An 18,776-nucleotide genomic window follows, 5' to 3' on the forward strand; every position below is an offset into this window, starting at 1 on the left:
ATTTAGTTGAGCCAACTATAAGGCGAACCTTTCAGTCTGTGTAGGCTGCCTATCTTCATATACTGAAGATATTTATATATTATCACGTGAAATAATTAATGTACGCTATTTTCTCCTAAAATGGATATTTTTTATAAGTTATTTGATAATTGTATTAAGCCTTATCTTGTTATTCGCTTTTATCAATCGAGAAGTTTATTTAAATACCAAACAGAAATAAAAATGTTCCTGCTTTTTCTAGAAACGCCCCTTGCTTTTATACTATATTTAATCGAACGTTCGGCATTGTTTTTCACTTTCTTCTTCCGAAATATGTTCCTCAATTTTTACATTCGTCACATGTAACCCTGTTAGGTTGGAATCACTTACAGAAAAAGTAAGTCTATTAAAATCGCCACCGTGGTGTCCTGAATAGTTTAATGCACTAGCAAAAACGATATGTCTTCGAGGGTCCCCATCAATGGGTTCAATTTTGATCTTTGGACACATAAAATATTCAGCATAAGATGGATCTAATTCATTTAAATAACGTGTATATAATGCTTCTTCAAGTAACTCTTCTTTCGTAAGTCCGTCCACTTCTTTTCTCCACCCTACTAAGAGCCAATCATAAAGAGATTGTGACTTTATTTGTATTTTTTTGCTTTTATCCGAAACGATCAATTCCCCATCTTTAGCCGTGCAGGTTCTGTGCATATTATCAATATTACATGTATAGGCTGGTTCAATGGTAATCACATCATCACTTGCCATCTTCAATGTCATTTTATTGGATGGTTTTTTTAAAGATACCTCCATTGTTTCATCTACTAGGCTAGAGTTATTCAACCAATATGTTACTTTTCTGAGTACACGTTCTTGAAATCCATCGTTGATACTGAATATCTGTTGTTGTCCTGAATCATTTTCTATTTTAATGCTTCCAATCTCTTCATGCTTTAATGAGTGCGCCAATAATTGTTCCAAAAAGGGAATCTGTTGATTCGTATTAGTCTTTGCTTCGGTCATTTGGCTGGAAGACATAATTAAAAATCCAATGAGGAGTAGAATTACAAAGTTATATTTCCTCATAATAGTGCCTTTCCTACAACTAAGAATTCTGAAAATTCATCTCTTACATAACAAATTGTATAATCGTATAAATTGCTTATTCCCAAAACAACCAAATGGGTAACCTCCCTCTTTTAGTAAACTCTAATTTTAGTTTTGGAAATTTCATTTACCATTATTCCTGTTATACTAAACTGCACCATTAGTTGAAGAAGAAATTTTTTCTTAGTTTTAAAAAAGGGTAGGAAAAATACCATTATTAGAATAGATGGGCAACTATCAAATAGTTACAACTAACCAAATGCAATTACATGGTTTGGTTTGGTTTAATTAAAATAATTTTAGTCCTCGAATGGCTTATTAAATGACCTTGGTAATCACTCCATCATCCTTGATAATATTTGATCACTTGAATTATTTCGACCTAATCTAGGTAAACCAGACATTTTTAATCTTTATTGTCTTTTTATTGAGTGTTCATATATAGTTGGACCTTCCCATGCTTTATCTAAACAGCCTTTAATGAACTTTTGAGTATCTTCATCTAGTTCTTCAAAATCTAAACTTCTTTCAACCCAAGACGTTACATGCACCCTAAAACTATCAGTTATTTTTCTACCTCAAGATAATAATCTTTCAGTTGCAAAAGCCACTGCGTATATATAAATATCTTCAGGAACACCATTAACGGTTAACTTATAGTATTCGCTTCAAAAAATCTCTTTCTATCGCCAATTCAGTTTTTTGTTTTACCATCTTTTGTGATACCGTACACTCATCCCCATAATATTCTAAGTATACTGTACTTCCATTCTTATATTTTTAATAATAAGCAAGGATTTTTTAGTGAATATCCTTGCCTAATATTTATCTGTACCTTACAAACTTCTTAATATTTCCATCCCTATAAAAGCAGCGTAATTCACTGCTTTTATAGGATTGTACAAATATACACTATAGAAAGGTAGTTCAGAAAGAACTGAACACAATTTATCATTTAAACATTAAATTGTTTGTTCCTGCAAAAAAGGAGAAAAAGTACGAAAATGGTCTAACCCTATCAGTTCAGCGGTACAAACAGACAAATTAGCATTCAAATCTGCAAAGTATTTACAAGTAAAGTTATCACTCAAATTGACACAAAAAAGGACTTAGATCATTAAGTGAACTAAGTCCTTTTTTGTATTTCTGTATTCCAATATTCAACTAAAGCCTTCGTTAGTTCAATTTATGTAGACACTAATTATCTACTAAAAGTTACATATTCAACAAAACTGCATCTTTAGTTAAAAAGCAACTGCTCTTATTGAACAATCGCCTCAGTTACTTTAAGTACATTTCTTCACAATTTTACCTTTTTGAATTAAGCACTTTATCCTAAGAATCCCTTCCTATTTGATTTTAAAAAACCACCCTATGAATTGTTAATTAAATAAAGGGTAAAATACGAAAAAGAACGGAGGTAAGATAAATGAAACGGTTTCTAACAATAATTATTTCATTTGGTTTATTAGTTATCCTAGCAATTCCGGTTTCAGCACAAAAATTTGATTATCCAAGTAACAAAGAAAAAACATTTATAAACGAAGACGAGTTTTATCAACAATTGAAAAAAGATGAATATAAAGAATTTGATAATGCTTCTTATAGTATAAGGCGAAAAATATCTTATAAAGAAGTACCTGATGCAGTTATGACCTTTGAAAAGAAGACAGGAAGGGATATGTGTCAACCAAAACAAGAACTTTCTCTTGCTATACATCCAGAACGACAAGTATATTTCCTCGCTTCTTTTGTTCAGACCAAAAATGAAGAGTATTGGAAACATACAATTATTGATGCAGAAACCAAACGACAACTTGAAGGCGGAAACTCATATCACCTTTATGATAATCCTTATAAATAATTCTTAAAACCATCAATAATATATTGGTGGTTTTACTAATGAATTACCCTACACCTATAGTGAAAAAGCGTTCCTGCTTATTTCAGAAATGCCCTCGTTAGTTCAACAAGGTTTTAGTATTTTTTCAAGTACAATAGGACCAGTTTTCTTTGTCGTTGTATTGATTGTGCGAACTTCGATACGAGTAGGTCGCATTATAGGAGAAACTTCATCCAAATTCCCAGCCCAAGTAGTTTCTCCGTATTTAGTTAAAGGGGACAACGAGAAAATCCAACTTATTTCCTTCGGAATATATGCTAATACTTCATAACCATCATAATCCCCAAAACTAGATGGTTTTGGTAAATGAAGTGCATGAACACTAAGACTCGTCCGCTCATCATTAAACTTTCTTTCAATATTATAAATCAGTGCTACTCCTCTGGCATTTTTAGGTGCGTTTTTTGTTGGTTCAAGTATTGCTGAACAAGGCGGCAACTCTTCAATTTTATTTTCAGAGTATGTTTGTGAAGGAAGAATTACTAAAACGAAGATAAGGCTAAAAAGCATTTTTTTCATTTTTGATTCTCCTTAAATTTGTTAAGTGTCATTATCCCCCAAAACTCCATATTTATTGTATTTCAATCGTTCCTTGTTATACTATCCTGTCCTGTTAGTATAATAGGTTCAACAAAAAAGGACATTAATCCTTCTTGGATTAATGCCTCCGTAAGTTTAACAACATTTTATTCAGAGGGTTTAAATTCAATTGATTCTGCTTGATACATTCTATCTTTGTATTTATAGATAATTTGAATATCACCTATATAGCCTCCTGCTGGAGAGATTTGTCCTCCGATTATTGCAATAAGTTTATTGTCTTTTATTTCAAAGTTGATAATATTTCCAAAGTATATATCACCAAATAGATGTTTTGGTTTAATACCCAAAGGCTTAATATCAATTGTATATTTCTTGTCACCAATACTAACACTTGCTTGGTTTGGTGTTAACTCGGTCTTTACACTTTTTAATAATATCGCTATTGGATTTTCAACAAGCACCTCAACAGGTACGTCAATCTGCATCTTATCGAATCTTTGCTGTTGTATTTGAAAAACATGAACTTCCCTTTCTAAAACTCCAGTACCTGTACTTTTAGTCAAAATTATGATTAGTTCTTTTTTTCCATCTCTATTGATATCCTCATAGATAATCTCAGGAAACCAAGTAGGGTTTGTAGTGTTCATCCAATAAGGTTTTGAAAGGATATTACCTTGAAAATCAATTTTAAAATCTATATATAATCCATTCATCATTTTTGCATAAATGGTAACGCCCACTTTATCAGACTTAGCAATTTCTTCATATTCATTTATCGTTGCGTTTACTTTGGTTAAAACAGCAAAAAGAGAAATAGTAATAATTAAAATAAGAACTTTTTTCATAAGAAAACACCTCATTTAAGTGTTCTCAATAGTTAACTGTTTATTCAATTAAACTGCCCCCATAGTTTAATATCTTCAACAAAAAGGACAGTAACTCTTCTTGGATCATCAACGCGCCTCATTAGTTCAATAATTTTCCAATTCATTCTTTAAGTCTTTTGAGAGAATTGATATCTCAACTAATGCCGAATCTTGATGAGTAGGAAAAATAGAAGGTTTAATTCCATCATTATTCATATCTTCAAGCCACTCCTCAATAAATTCATCCAAATCAATTGAAGTCGCTTTATAAACATCCCACTCATTAATCGCACAGTAATCTGCAAATTCTTTTTTAGGGAAAAAGGGAATCAACATGTTTCCATCATCATCTTTTGAAGTTGCCCATCCCTCGTTATATAAACCCCAAACTTCTTCAAAGTCCACAACCTTCTTAATGAAATATTCATATCTAATTTTAGGTGATTGTTTAATAACTGATTCAAATTCTTTTGGATTCATTTATTCTACATCCTCGAATATTTTTCATTGCTGTTTAATCTAAACTGCCTTCTTTTGCATTCGCTCCTGTTCAAGAGAATATGAATATAAATATCTTCACAGAAGGAAAGAGTCACCTTAATTTCACACTATAATACCTTATTGCTTTTGGAATTCCCTTTATTTCAAAAACACCTTTATAGATTAGGCTTCTTACCCTATATTCTATAAAAGCATCACCTAATTGATTGTACTGTCCATATATTTCCCCAATTAACCTTGCTGATTTCATAAAATCTTTTTCACCTTGCATAGCATGTAATTTTCGCGCAGTATTCACAATATAATCATCAAAGTGACCTTCAGTGACATTGTTGATTTTGTGATTTTCCCAAATCCTCACCAAACCTTTTGATTCTGATAATTCGATCCATTCTCTTTCAAATCGTGTTCTATCCTCATCAGTTAATGGTGCTGATAGATTTGCTTGATATATTTTTTTTAATTGTTCACCATTTACTTCGCCCGTATGGATATCTAAACACCCAAATTCAGGTGTGTTAAATAATTCCTGAAAAGCAAGTGTAGTATTGATCACGAAAACGTCATTCTTTTTTTCTTTTAGCAAGTATACAAGATAGCGTAATCCAGTTTGTTCATTTGAATTTTCAGCAGTCCATATAACAATGGGGACCTCTCCGTTTAAACGCTCTATTTCTGCAAGTGTTTTTGAAAATCTATTTTCGTACACTTCTTCAAAATAGTCATCGGAATAATTGAGATGGTCCTTCAACCATTCATGTCTGTTTTTACGACCAACCTCTTGATGAAGTTCCCAAATGGGACCAACAGCAAAGAAATCAGGAAATCCGATTATTTTATTTTCATGCCCTAATCCCACTCTTAATGAACCCGCAGGAGATTCTCCACACACAATATGAACTGTTGAATAATCTCTTTCAACATGATTTTCGTTTTGTGCAACGTCGATAATTCTATCGTATATAGAATTTAATTGTTCTAAAATTTCCTCTGGTGAATTCTTTGATTCCTGCATCATTTTTATTCGAAACATCATGCTTAATAAAAGGTTCTTTGCGTCGCTCTCGCTTAAATCTTTTATTGATTTATGTATCTCTTCTATCACCAAAATTCACCTCGTTATTTATTCCATTTAGTTTCTTTAAATTTCTCGCTTGGAAATTAGAACTTCCTTATCTTACTCATCCTCATTGTACACATTAAAATTGTCGCTAATATCCATTATTAACTGTTCATAAAAAGATTGACCCCATAGGTATCTATCCTTGTCCCTTAATGAAAACTCTTCAGGCGCGGCAGTTGAAACAGCCTTTATATATTCCGTGTATTCTTCCCATAATCCATCAGAAAACTTTCTATCCGTTAAACTATGATAACGAAATCCTTGTTCTTGAAGGACATTACACACTCTAACATCATAAACAGTAAAAGAATCAGGAAATAATACAGTTAAAATAGCACTGGCCATCGGTAACCTAAATCCGCAATTTGCCATTAAATATTTTAATCTTTGCTTAGAATCGGTCAATAAATTAACTTCAGCCGTAATCGATTTAACAGCCTCCTGTAAACTAGGATATCCCATTTCTAATAGCCGTTTCGCAACTTTCGATTTAGAACGATTTGATTTCCATATGACAATCAAGAAGAAATCAGGGGCACTTAAGTATCCTTGTTCTTTAAACCTATTATGTACAGTATTAAACAGGTAGTTTTCAGTATCATAAACTTCTCTATAATCCAGTTCTAAAGCAGTTATCTTCATGGCTTCTGATTTATTCATTGTGATCACCTATAGTTTCGTATTGTCAGTAAGTATACTTCTTTTAAAAAAGAAAACAGATACCATGTAAAATAGTGGGTATCTGTTTTCTTGTTGTCTTTCTTTATGCATCCATTGGCCAACCCTTAAACTGTTCTTCAGCCTGTTCCATAAACTTATTAGTCAAAAATTGAAGTTGTTGCCCAGTTACTTTCTCTTTCATTAATACCATTTTAACAGCAAGTTTCACTTTGGCATATACGTCTTGTCGGTGTGGGCTAGTCCAATCAACATCTAGTCTCTTTTTTAACTCATTAACAACTTTGTGTATTAAGTTCGCTAGGAACTCATTTGAAAATGCACCTTCTTCCAAAGAGGTAATTGCCTTGTAAAATTCAATCTCTTCTTCAGACAAGCCTAAGTCCTGTCTTTTGCGCATTTCTTCTTCCATTTCTTTACGCATCTTTATCATCATGCGAACGACATCTGCTGCTTGAATAACACGATTGTGGTATTCAGTTAATGTTTTTTCTAGTAACTCTTGCATTGTTTTTGTTTGTGGACTTCCTTGTTTAAAGGTTACTTTGATTTTGTCCTCAAGAAGTTTTTTAAGTAATTTTAACCGTAGATCTTCATGTTCTGTCTTTGTTAAATCGGCTAAAAATTGCTCATCAAGAATACTAATATCCTGCCGTTCTATTCCTGCCACTTTAAAAATATCTACTGTTTCTTTTGCTAATAAATTTTGATCTAATAACGCTGACAATTGCTCTTCTAATGTCTTATTCCCACCTGCAGTACCGCCGGGAGGTCGTAAATGCTTGCGTAATTGAGCCTTTAACATCAAATATAGAGTTACCTCGTCAGCAATAACCATTACTTCTGGCTGATTTTTAACAAGTTGATAGGATTTCTCTAATTTCGTTGCATATTGTATATAATCCTCTGTATCGCTGCTTAATAGCACATTTACTAAATCAGCGATAAAATCTTCTCTATCTATTTGAGGTTTATGTCTCCAACCGTCTATCTCTAAATTTGAAGGGATATAGTTTCTAACAGACTCTAAGTTTTCATTAAAAATTCTAATGGCCTCAGCAACATCATATGCAGGATTACCCGTTCCCCCGCCCTTTGTATATTTGTGAGTTGCCTCTTTTAGAGAAGTAGCAATCCCTATATAATCGACAACCATTCCACCTTCTTTACCGGGGAAAACTCTGTTAACCCTAGCAATCGCTTGCATTAGATTATGCCCTTTCATAGGCTTATCAACATACAGGTATGAGAGCGGCTGTGCGTCCATACCTGTTAGCCACATATCCACAACTATTACAAATTTAAGTGGGTCTTCAGGGTCCTTTAATTTAGCCTTAACATCTTCTTGTTCTTTCTTAGACTTAATATGTGAATACTGGCTTCCTTCTTGAATTTCTCTCCACTCGCGCGGATCTTTTGAAACATCCCCGGTCATAATAACTTCCATTTTGGGACAGCCTTCTACCTCTTTCAGACAATCATATAAATCGGCAGCAATTTGGCGGCTCATACAAACGATCATTGCTTTTTGAAAAGGATTGGCCATTGAGTTAAAATGTGATACGATGTCGTTTGCAAGGCGTTTGAGCCGTTTTGGAGTTCCCACAACTTTTTCTAAAGCGGCCCATTTTCTTTTATAACCTTCTGTTTCGTCACCTTCACCATTATCTACAAAGATATCCTCAAATTGTTCATCAATATCTTCTGCTGTTAGATCAAGCGGTATAAGTCGGCTTTCATAATAGATTGGTAATGTTGCTTTATCAGCAACAGCCTGTGCCATGTCATAACGATGTATGGTGTGTCCAAATATCTCTTCTGTATTGTTTCCTACAAAATCTACTGGTGTTCCTGTAAAACCGATATGAGAGGCGTTTGGAAGTGCAAAACGCAATTGAGCAGCATAACCACCTTCAAATCCTGACTGCGTACGATGTGCCTCATCAGCAATTACTACAATGTTCCTCCGTTCTGAAAGTACGGGGTGTTTTGTTTCTTCGCCTTTTAAGCGAAATTTTTCAATTGTAGAAAATACTACCGGGGTTGCTTCACCTCTAAGAATCGTTCTTAATTTTTCTGTGCTACTTGCTCGTTCAACCTTTCCAATTAATGACTCACCCTCAACGAAAGTATCATATAATTGTTCGTCTAAATCATTTCTGTCCACTTGAATCACTATAGAAGGATTATTCAATTCAGAATGCCTACTTAAAATACCTGCAAAGAAAAGCATACTCAATGATTTCCCCGAACCAGTCGTATGATACATAACGCCAATTTTACGATCTCCATCTGGCTTTGTTGCACGAACAGTTTCCCTAACTGCAAAATTAACCCCGAAAAATTGGTGGTATTTTGCCCCTATTTTCTTCGTTTTATCTCCTGCTTTAAGGAAGACTATAAAGTTCTGAATATAATTGAGGAGGCGGTCTTTAGGAAACAATCCCTCAACTAATGTTCGCATTGTATTGGCCCGATTGTTATCTACATTTCTTCCATCAATGGATTTCCAAGAAGCAAAGAAGTCATAATCAGCAAATGGCATCCCATGTTTTGTCTCAACATTGTCAGATACTACTGTGAAAGCATTATAATTAAAAAGTTGTGAAATATCATAGGTGTAATTTTGAATTTGTGTATAAGCATCTTTCACAGTTGCTTGTTCACTATTTGGATTCTTTAATTCAAATACAATGAGTGGAAGCCCATTAACATATAAAACTATATCCGGTCTTCTAGACATTCTTCCTTCAATTGAAAGTTGATTAACAACAAGAAAATCATTGTTTTCTGGAGTATTCCAATCGATTGGAAAAACGTGAGGAGTAAAAGTCTCACCGTTCAATTCAAAATTGAATTCTACTCCCTTAACTAACATTTGATGAAATGCTTGATTTCTCTGTATTAAATTAACTCCATCAGGCGATGTAAATATACTTATCAGTCGCCTTATTTCTTGCTCTGGTATAGTAGGGTAAGTCTTCTTTAAGAAGGCTTCAAGCCTATTAAATAATACTACCTCTTGCAATTGTTCTCGTTCGCCACGCTGAAACAATTCTTGTGCATGAAGATATTCATAACCAATTCTTTTTAATCTCTCTATCGTAGTTTCTTCGAATGCTGATTCACCTAGAGGTCTGGACATTATTAAGCACCTCCAACATATATAATGGCATTTATTATTTAAGTTCTTCTAATTGTTTTTCAACCTCTAATAAATCTAATTCTCCTGATAGTAAACGAGGAAGGAGATATTCCTTTATCTCAGTTAAATATTGAATTTCAATTAGATTACCCTCAATTTGATCGAAAATATTTTTGCATTTCTCAGTAAATTCCTCAATTCCAACTGCCTCTAATATTAATAACTTTTTAAAATTTGTTTTGCTTACCTCTTTAAATGTACTCCCATTAGAAATAGACAAGATTAAGTCCATGTTTGTCTTTAACCAATAATATAATTGATATATAGAATACTTATCATTTGGAATTAAAGTAATAAATCCTTGGTTTGTACAAGATTCTTCCCTATTAATAGAAATTTCACCAATAGTTGCACGGCTTGTCATCATCACACTATAGGGGGGAAATAATTTAGTTGAACTTTTCTCAAGACCAAGTTGCGTAATCTTTTTCGCAGATTTAGTAATAAAGAGTGATTTTTGAGATGTTAAGTCTGTGGGTGAGAACCAATTAATTGTCCCATTTTCCCAATATTCCTCAACGCTTGTTTTGGGTGTTCCACCTCCTAAAACTTTAACAGCCTTACCAATCTCTACTTCTTTCCAACTTTCAGGAATCAATCCTAACTCTGTATTAATAAATTTTTGATTAGTAAAAGGTTCAAACTTAATAAAATAATGTTTATATAGTTCATATCCCATTTCTTCTAAAGTTTGATTCATTAATAGAGCCAATTCAATTTTTCTATTGACGGCTCCAATGATAGATACAATCTTTTCCTGTATATCAATTGGAGGAAGGGGTATTTTGTACTCTCTAAACGCTTTTAAAATAACCCTTGGAATTGCTGAACCTGAGACTAATGACTCCTTCATATTTCTAATATTTTCTTTTTCAGATAAGAATAATGCAAGGTAGTCAGGAAGAACTTTTGATTTATCTGGTCTAAGTATTGCAACCGAGGATAGTAACACAATTGGTTGAAATTCACGCTGAACTAATACTGTTTCCAAACAACTATTACCATCTTTTGCGATTAGAACATCGTTTATTTCTGGCTGACACCCTTGTTTAATTAAGTTTTCATAATCGGTTGCTCCAATATTTCTACAAGTTGATAGATTGAATCCAAATTGTGTCATGTCCTTTACAGATGCCATTAAGTATCCTGAATCCTGTACAGTTGGAGGGCTATTGTGTGCCCCATCGGTTATCTTTAAACAAATATCTTCTAACCTTTCCATTGACCATTTACTCATTGGATTATCTCCTCTAAGTCCTTCTTGATTTTCTCTTGCAGTTTATTAGATTCATGAAATTGCTCTAACAATTTTTGTGTTAATTCAAACATTTTTTCTTCAAATGGTACTTCTTCTTGTTCAATAATTTCCGTACCAACATATATTCCCGGATTTAGTTTATAATCTGCTTGTTTTACGTCATCAATTTTTACTACTTTACATAATCCCGGTATATCTTCATAAGGACTTTCCCCTTCATTTTTAAAGTTATGATAAATTTTGGAAATACTATTAATTTCTACTTGAGATAGCGCTTTTTGCTTACGGCTAACTAGAGCACCCATTTTTCGAGCATCGATAAAGAGTATTTCATCTTTGCGAGATCTAAAACCTTTTCCACCTATCCTATTTTTGCTTAAGAAAAAAAGGCAGCAGGGTATTCCTGTTGTAAAGAATAACTTATCAGGAAGTTGAACTATACAATCGACAATACCTTCATCAATTAACTTTTGTTTTACATCCTTTTCTTCTTTCTGATTAGTGGTCATTGCCCCATTTGCCATAACAAATCCTGCCGTACCATTATCGTTTAAATGAAATAGAAAGTGCTGCATCCACATATAGTTGGCATTACTATTAGTTACTGGACCAATTAATCTAGGGTCATTCTTTGCAATTCTATCTGCACCCCAATCTTTCTGGTTAAATGGGGGATTTGCAATTACATAATCCGCCTTTAATTCTGGAAACTGGTCGTTTAATAAAGAATCCCCCAATTGGATATCAGCATTTATCCCATGAAGTAAAACATTCATTTTTCCAAGACGTACTGTTGTTGTTACATTTTCTTGCCCATAAAAGGAAAGTGCTTTCTTACGTGGTGAATATTCCTCACTTTGAATGAACATACCACCACTACCACATGCAGGGTCAAATACTTTACCACTAATAGGTTCAAGCATTGCAACTAACAGATTTACTATACTTGATGGCGTGAAGAATTCTCCTCCTCTATTTCCCTCTGAAGAGGCAAATGAGCCGATAAAATATTCATAAGTTCTCCCTAATACATCCACACTCTCATTGGCTCTAGCACTAAATACATCACGGGAGAAAACTTCAATTAGTCCTGCGATATTTTCAGCAGGAAGATTTGAACCTTGAAAAATTCTTGGTAACATTCCTTCTAGTTCAGGGTTCTCTTCTTCAATTCGTTTCATTGCATTATCTAGTATTTCTTTTATATTTGGTTGTTTAGCATTTGACATTATAAAAGACCATTGTGCCTCTTCTGGCACTACAAACACATTCTCAGCCTTATACTGGTCATGGTCATCAATTATTACCATTTGTGTTTCTGTATCCTCTGTAAACCAATCGCTCTTTGGATCTTTTACCATTATTTCTAATTGCATACGGCGTTGTTCATATTTATTCGATAAATACCTGAGAAATATCAAAGGTAATACATAATGTTTATAATCAGCAGGTGCAACACTACCCCGCATTTTATTTGCTGCTTCAAATAAGTCTTTCTGGAACTCTATATCTGCTTTTACAGTCAATTTTGAAACCTCCGACCTAAACTTCTTTATATTTCCATATACCTACTATTTTATCATACCTTTAATCCAACTCTCTGCAAAATAGAAATTCCAATATTTCGTAGTATTTTAATGACAAACAAAAAGAACAGAATAACTTTTCTGTCCTTTCAGAGGCTAAAAAATATATTTTATAGTTCTTCATACCCGTGTTTATCAAATAAAAGATTAAGTTTTTTAATTAAATACTCTTTTGCAAATTCAGTTATTTGGATATGTGATTTTTGATGATGTCTTTTCTTTATATTTTCAATTTTTATATTTGGTTGATTAACTGTAGCGGGGTAGACCTTATGGTTTAATTCCCTATATAACTCATTCAAAGAAATTCCGTACATAATACTGTCATTTAAAAACTTTCCGTTAGTATATTCTATATAATACGGAAATCTATTATTCCATTTAAGATACTTACTATCAGTATCATTAATTTTGTTGCTTTCGATAAAACCTTTGGCTTCTGCATAGCCAATAATAATAGGGACTTCAATTCCATCCTTATCTTTACTTACAACGGTTAAGAAAATAGTGTCACCAGCCTTGATGCCAGTAGGTTTCCTTGGGAAAAATGTTCGGTTAACATATTCATTAATTCTTCTTTTTCTTTTAAGATAAACTTCATCATTACGGATTCTCGCTTGACTTGTTCCCTCAAACTTAAGCCATATCCCTGTTTTTCCACTATTAACTGTAATATCACTGATAGCATCTTCTAAGATATCAGTTTCATCCCCATTTGGCGGTGTTGGCTGCGGAACATCATTTAATACCGCTCCCCACTTAGCAATATTGAATTCATTCAAACCCTTCTTACCTTTAAGATTTTTAATACTTTCATTAACATAGTGTCTTTCTCTTAAAATTCTTTCAAGTGAAATTTTCCAATCTCCATCTGATTTCAGTTTACCAAGTAGGCCGTCAAAATAATCTTGGCATTGCTTGGTGAAGTCGCTTTCGTTTTCCATATATAGACCAAACTCATGATTTTTATAGAACCCACTAAAAGTAAAATTTGCTGACCCCATAATCACTGACTGATCATCAAAAATATATAATTTTGTATGTAAATTCTGTAATGCATAAAGTTCAGCACCTGCTCTTACAAGATGTTCTAATCCTTCAATACTACTTGCACCTCTTATAAATTCCTCCCTGTTGAAGCGGGTAATTATGCAGCACTTAATATTGTCTTGACTTTCTATCCACTCAGCCAAGCCAAAGGCGGTTTTAAGCCCTATGAATGGTGAAATAATATTGATTTGTTTCTCAGTTGAATCGAGTAAACTATAAAACTTTTCCCCAAAGTCTTTGCTAATAAGATTGATTGACACGGTAGTCACCCCCGAATGGTTTCACTAGAACTTGCTACTTCTATTATATTCAATTTGGTGTAATTTTCCTAATTAGATAAAAGGTTGGTATACCATTTGGAAAGGGTTTAAACCGTCATAGATACATTGGATATATAAAAACACTGAGATATGATCCAAACACATTCTAGGTGAATTTAAGGGTTATTTCCCCCTTATAGGACGATAAACCTTCGAAAAAACTATTATAACTGTATCCATTTTAAATCTGTAATTTTATACCCTATTTACCATTTATATTAATTAAACAAAAAAGAAGAATGATAGCACTACTATCTATTCTCCCTTTAGTCAATATTTGCTAATCAAATGTTATAATCTCTTCTGTTCTTAAATTAATTGCCCAGTCATACGCATTGTTATTGTAGTTATATACTATTATTTCAGGGTGATAATGCTCCACTATTCTACCTAAACTAAAACTTAATGAAACAGGTGTAGTAGCAAATAAATGAACCTTATTAACACCGTTCTCTTTTAATTTTGATAGTAATTCTAAAAACCTATTTTGATATAATTCAATTTGAGCATAATTAGTAATAGTCCAGCGGTTAGGATTTTCTAAACCCAATGAAATCACTTGCGAGGTTCCAGATACATTTTTTATCCCCTCATCCATTATTGAAAACGATTGTTCTATTTTTAATGCAACCTCATTGTCATACCTAATTTGTGAATTATAATTACTAACTAATTTCATGTCAGTGTTATACTTTCTTTTCAGTTCATAAAATCCTTTTCCAAGGCACTCAGAGTCCTCTCCTTGATATTCGTAGAGAATTGCGTCGTCCGTGCTCTTAAAGTGATATCCGTCTAAAAAAGCAAGTGGTACATGGGGAAACCCTAGATATATTAGCGAGTTAGAGTTTTTACTACGCTTTATTGCTGTTTTCATTTTGGACTTTTTCTTTTTTAGTATTTTCTGAAGTTCTGTATCATTAATGCTTCCATCTACTTTAAATTTTTTTAGAAAATTATGTGTTATATATAAACATCCCTTTTCCTGATACTCTCTCTTTACACTAGTAAAATTTGCCTCTTTCTTTGTAAACGTGGCTAACATAATGAATTCTCTTTTCATAAAGCACAAAACATGATTAATAACCCAGTTATATGCGATTTGTAGCCAGCCCCATTTTTTGTACAGAATAATACTAGAAAAAATTAATATAAGTAGCATTATTATCGAAGTGATAGGGTCATTTTGTATAAGTGTAAATAACTCTTTAATTGAATTTATTACTTTCATTGTATGCTCCTTCATATACTAATTCTATATCTCCATTTTCACGGCTACCGATCCAAACCCTATAAATGCTTATACCACCAATAATAAACACCAAATAATCAGAAAATGTTTTCGATTTTCTTAATAATCTTCTCCAATTTCTAATATCCTGCAGTGAATAGTGAGGGTCCATTTCAGGATGAGTATGCCATTCACCCAGATACATTACAGTATTGTTGCTTTCCTTCCACTTCTTTTGTAATAAAGCGTTATGACTCTTTTCCCTTCGAATAAACCTATACCTTGATTGGTAGTCCTCCTTTTGAGGAAAAGTGTAGTCCCTAATGACAAAATCATTACTGTCAGTTAGTATTGAGCCTATTAACATCCCTCCTGATTCTTTATCAGTAGGACTATCTTGACGCATATTTTGAATTACTTTAATGACTTGCTCTTCAATCTCGATTACAATATTTCCCCATTCAATACTGATCATGTTAATAAGCCACGTCCTTTAAGTTAGAACAGACCTTACAACTTCTATTAATATATTCATAGTCATCCTGATTTAAAATATCCTTTGGCTGATTATACCGGTCAGAAGTTAGAAACCCACTCTCTTCAAATACTTTTGACGATCCCTTCCATGAAACGAGAGGATTTCCTTTAATATCATTATCTAATAATCTTAAAACTAACCTCGAAGCAAGCAATGCTGTTTCCATAGAATCAATACTTCCATATGGTGTAAAAGAACCAGCACACCCATTCATATTTTTGATAAATGGTACGTCACTCTTACCAGCAAAAGATGAATACAACCTTAATTCACTATCTATTAAGCATTCATAACAGCCTTTTTCTCCGTTATTAACTACAAGTGCATGTCCACCTATTCCATACGCTTCGACCCAAGTGAAAATTGCTGGAGTTGATGACTCTAAAATAAGTTTATTTAGACTTCTTTCTATATTTGGATCGCCTATTGCTACTAATATCAAATCAAAATCATTTAGTTCTATTTCTCCATTTTCAATTGTATCTAGTACTTCATTTTCAATTGCTTGAATTTGTACATTAGGGTATCTATTTTCAAATTCTTCTTTTAACAGTTTAACTTTTGGTTTACGCTCAATGGATTTATTCATACCGAGAAAATGTCGATATGAGTTTTCGATTTCCATCTTATCATCGTCTATCAAGGTAAAATGCTTTATTCCAGAGCGTGCTAACATAAATAATAAATCACTACCCACAGATCCACAGCCTACTAATAAGACGTTAAGAGGCTTCTTTATCCCACCGCCTCTTTCTATTAATGTGGTGTCATCATTTCTAAAAACAAACAAAGGTGTCACAACAAAATCATCAACAATACTGTCATCTATAAGCGGAATTACTTTTTTTGAAAGAGAATGATTTACCCTTTCGTACCATAATCCAATAATTGCTTGGTCACCCGTCAATAATGGAATTCTTAGTAAATAAAAGTATCTTTTTTTATTCATTGAAAACTTTGCTATCTTTAATAATGTATCGTCAGATATATGATCTCTAATAATATTTGTTATTTCTCCATTACTCCAAAATCTGTCAAACTGAGGAACCTTACCCTTATACGTATAATCTAATGGAATATAATATGCCTTATCCAGATTGTAGGAATTGATGTTCGCATTTAATAACTTACTTAATAATGATCTAGACTCCACATCGTCAGTTAAAAAGGCAAATGGTTTCCCCCCCATTGCCAAAACAGAAATTTCCTTTGGTTCATCTTCAGGAGTGTAAACTGAAAAAACAGGCTCTGTCTTTTCTAAGGTTCCAAAATAATAACTAAATTCCCTATGGTATTCCATTTGCGGCGAGTTTGAAATTAATACCCGTTCAACTCTATCAAAAACAAAATCAAGTATTCTTTCGGGAATATCACTCCAAATAACTCCCTCTTTATCCAAAAAGCAAACTAGTCCACTACTCATAACGTGTGGGATGTCAGGTATATTGTGATACTTTTCATTGATATGAACAACTGGTAATTGTGCTGGAAACAATGGACTAAAAGTTATCGTTAATGGTATTTGATAACCATTTCTCAATTCAAAAAGAAGTTCATAATTATATGATTCAACTTCTGTTACCTTGTCCAGATATTCTTTTTCTTGTAGTAATTCTTGAAAGTCAATGTTCATTATTAATCCCCTTTAGCAGAGTTGGAAGAAGGCGCACTAGATAAAGCAACTTGTTGATATCTTGCCTCTTTTGATTCAGGTATTGGGAATTTATCGCCAAAGTATTTGGGACTAAGAACTTTACACGCTTCGTGTGGGTCACTTTTACTTTCTGCTTCAGTTAATGCATTTTCTAATTCATTTAGTTTCTGATAAAAAGAATCCATTTGGTTATTCGACATCTTAGAGAAGACATTACTATATGGTTGTACAGGTAAATTGTATTCAATAGTATAAAAACTTTTCTCCAAATCGGGATCCCACTTTAATATAAATTTATTTTTTAATTTACTTACAAGATCTTTTAGAGCCCCCAAATCATCATCTTTAAATTTTCCTGATAAGTAGTTATATGATTGCTTATAAGAAAATAAATCGACTGCTGCAATAGTTAATCCTATACTAGGAGGGCGCGAATTTCCTGAAGAGTTGAAGCAAATATCCTTCCACTTTTTCATGTATCTAACAACTCTCTTAAATTGTTTCTTTGCATCATCTTTAAACGAATTTCTAATATGGTCGTTTAGTCCTTCTGGATCGGCAAGATCCCAATGCTTATTATCTTGGTTTGAAAACTCCTTGCCCCAAGCAAGATACAAATTGTTATCGTACTTTGATTTTATATACACTGGTAAATCGACATGATATGCTGGTTCATCATCTAATGAATAGGTTATTGTTACACAGGGGTTTTTTATCTTAGGTGGTGTATTAGTGTGGTTTTCTAGGATGTCTCTAATTATCATTTTAAGTTCTACGCTGTCGGTATAATCTTCTTTATAGAGATCAAAGATTACTCCTTCATCTATGTCATAGTCTTTATCTTCTGGAATAATACCAAGATCTACAGCATAACTTCCTTGGTCTATAAATTCTAGACTTGGTACATCTTTTTCCATTTCTTCAAATTTGGTCTTAACACCTTTCTTTATTTTTTTGGTGATGATATCTCTTTTTTCCCGTAATTCTTCATTCTCTTTAAAACGCTTTAATTTAATTGCATCATGGAATTCTTCAAATTGTTTTTGAATATCAGCCATTTGTTAACCCCCAAAAATTAGTTTTTCTTTTCCACTATAGTACTACAAAAATCGGTAACTTTCTTAGTTGCTAATATTGTTTTAATCCTCATTATTATAATATCTAATATTTCAATAATTTGTAAATTTATGTAGTTTAATTGTACCATAGATTATATACTAATACATAGTAA

Annotated in this window: 16 protein-coding genes; 1 reads left to right on the forward strand and 15 read right to left on the reverse strand. The window is 32.9% G+C overall.

Annotation, left to right across the window (positions count from 1 at the left end):
• Positions 1–267: 267 nt before the first annotated feature.
• On the reverse strand, positions 268–1,071 hold the full coding sequence (locus LG296_RS19350; protein WP_107932101.1) for a hypothetical protein: 804 nt from the start codon (positions 1,069–1,071) through the stop codon (positions 268–270).
• Positions 1,072–1,505: 434 nt separating this feature from the next.
• A complete protein-coding gene (locus LG296_RS19355; RefSeq protein WP_404427259.1) occupies positions 1,506–1,643 on the reverse strand; it encodes a hypothetical protein in 138 nt (45 codons plus the stop codon).
• Between the two features lie 878 nt (positions 1,644–2,521).
• Between LG296_RS19355 and LG296_RS19360 the strand changes: the two genes are divergently transcribed.
• Positions 2,522–2,956: a hypothetical protein gene (locus LG296_RS19360; RefSeq protein WP_107932099.1), complete on the forward strand. Its 435-nt coding sequence runs from the start codon at positions 2,522–2,524 to the stop codon at positions 2,954–2,956.
• Positions 2,957–3,058: 102 nt separating this feature from the next.
• Here LG296_RS19360 and LG296_RS19365 read toward each other — a convergent pair whose 3' ends face one another.
• The 13 genes from LG296_RS19365 to LG296_RS19425 all read right to left on the reverse strand — a co-directional run bounded on the left by LG296_RS19365 (position 3,059) and on the right by LG296_RS19425 (position 18,603).
• A complete protein-coding gene (locus tag LG296_RS19365; RefSeq protein WP_107932097.1) occupies positions 3,059–3,514 on the reverse strand; it encodes a hypothetical protein in 456 nt (151 codons plus the stop codon).
• Between the two features lie 167 nt (positions 3,515–3,681).
• Positions 3,682–4,383, reverse strand: coding sequence for a hypothetical protein (locus LG296_RS19370; RefSeq protein WP_107932095.1), 702 nt, complete (start codon positions 4,381–4,383; stop codon positions 3,682–3,684).
• Positions 4,384–4,509: 126 nt separating this feature from the next.
• Positions 4,510–4,884, reverse strand: a complete 375-nt coding sequence (locus LG296_RS19375; protein WP_107932093.1) for a DUF2750 domain-containing protein — start codon at positions 4,882–4,884, stop codon at positions 4,510–4,512.
• Between the two features lie 112 nt (positions 4,885–4,996).
• Positions 4,997–5,938 carry a DUF1835 domain-containing protein gene (locus LG296_RS19380; RefSeq protein WP_404427260.1) on the reverse strand — a complete coding sequence of 314 codons (942 nt, stop codon included), beginning with the start codon at positions 5,936–5,938 and terminating at the stop codon, positions 4,997–4,999.
• 144 nt (positions 5,939–6,082) lie between these two features.
• A complete protein-coding gene (locus LG296_RS19385) occupies positions 6,083–6,688 on the reverse strand; it encodes a hypothetical protein (RefSeq protein ID WP_202973769.1) in 606 nt (201 codons plus the stop codon).
• 103 nt (positions 6,689–6,791) lie between these two features.
• Positions 6,792–9,851 carry a type I restriction endonuclease subunit R gene (locus LG296_RS19390; RefSeq protein ID WP_107932091.1) on the reverse strand — a complete coding sequence of 1,020 codons (3,060 nt, stop codon included), beginning with the start codon at positions 9,849–9,851 and terminating at the stop codon, positions 6,792–6,794.
• 34 nt (positions 9,852–9,885) lie between these two features.
• Entirely contained in the window at positions 9,886–11,148 is a 1,263-nt protein-coding gene (locus LG296_RS19395) for a restriction endonuclease subunit S (RefSeq protein ID WP_107932090.1), read from the reverse strand.
• A complete protein-coding gene (locus tag LG296_RS19400; protein WP_107932088.1) occupies positions 11,145–12,695 on the reverse strand; it encodes a class I SAM-dependent DNA methyltransferase in 1,551 nt (516 codons plus the stop codon). The genes LG296_RS19395 and LG296_RS19400 overlap by 4 nt, the downstream gene beginning before the upstream one ends.
• Positions 12,696–12,865: 170 nt before the next feature.
• Complete coding sequence (locus tag LG296_RS19405; protein WP_107932086.1) at positions 12,866–14,065, reverse strand: phospholipase D family protein; 1,200 nt, start codon at positions 14,063–14,065, stop codon at positions 12,866–12,868.
• Positions 14,066–14,405: 340 nt separating this feature from the next.
• Positions 14,406–15,353 (reverse strand): SAVED domain-containing protein, encoded by a 948-nt coding sequence (locus LG296_RS19410; RefSeq protein ID WP_181417952.1) that lies wholly within the window; start codon positions 15,351–15,353, stop codon positions 14,406–14,408.
• Positions 15,331–15,828, reverse strand: a complete 498-nt coding sequence (locus tag LG296_RS19415) for a Mov34/MPN/PAD-1 family protein (protein WP_107932082.1) — start codon at positions 15,826–15,828, stop codon at positions 15,331–15,333. Before LG296_RS19415 ends, LG296_RS19410 begins: the two co-directional genes overlap by 23 nt.
• A 1-nt stretch (position 15,829) precedes the next feature.
• On the reverse strand, positions 15,830–17,524 hold the full coding sequence (locus LG296_RS19420) for a ThiF family adenylyltransferase (protein ID WP_107932080.1): 1,695 nt from the start codon (positions 17,522–17,524) through the stop codon (positions 15,830–15,832).
• A gap of 2 nt (positions 17,525–17,526) precedes the next feature.
• A complete protein-coding gene (locus tag LG296_RS19425) occupies positions 17,527–18,603 on the reverse strand; it encodes a cyclic GMP-AMP synthase DncV-like nucleotidyltransferase (RefSeq protein WP_107932078.1) in 1,077 nt (358 codons plus the stop codon).
• Positions 18,604–18,776: the final 173 nt, after the last annotated feature.

It is taken from the genome of Ureibacillus chungkukjangi, assembly GCF_044795995.1.
Lineage (GTDB): Bacteria > Bacillota > Bacilli > Bacillales_A > Planococcaceae > Ureibacillus > Ureibacillus chungkukjangi.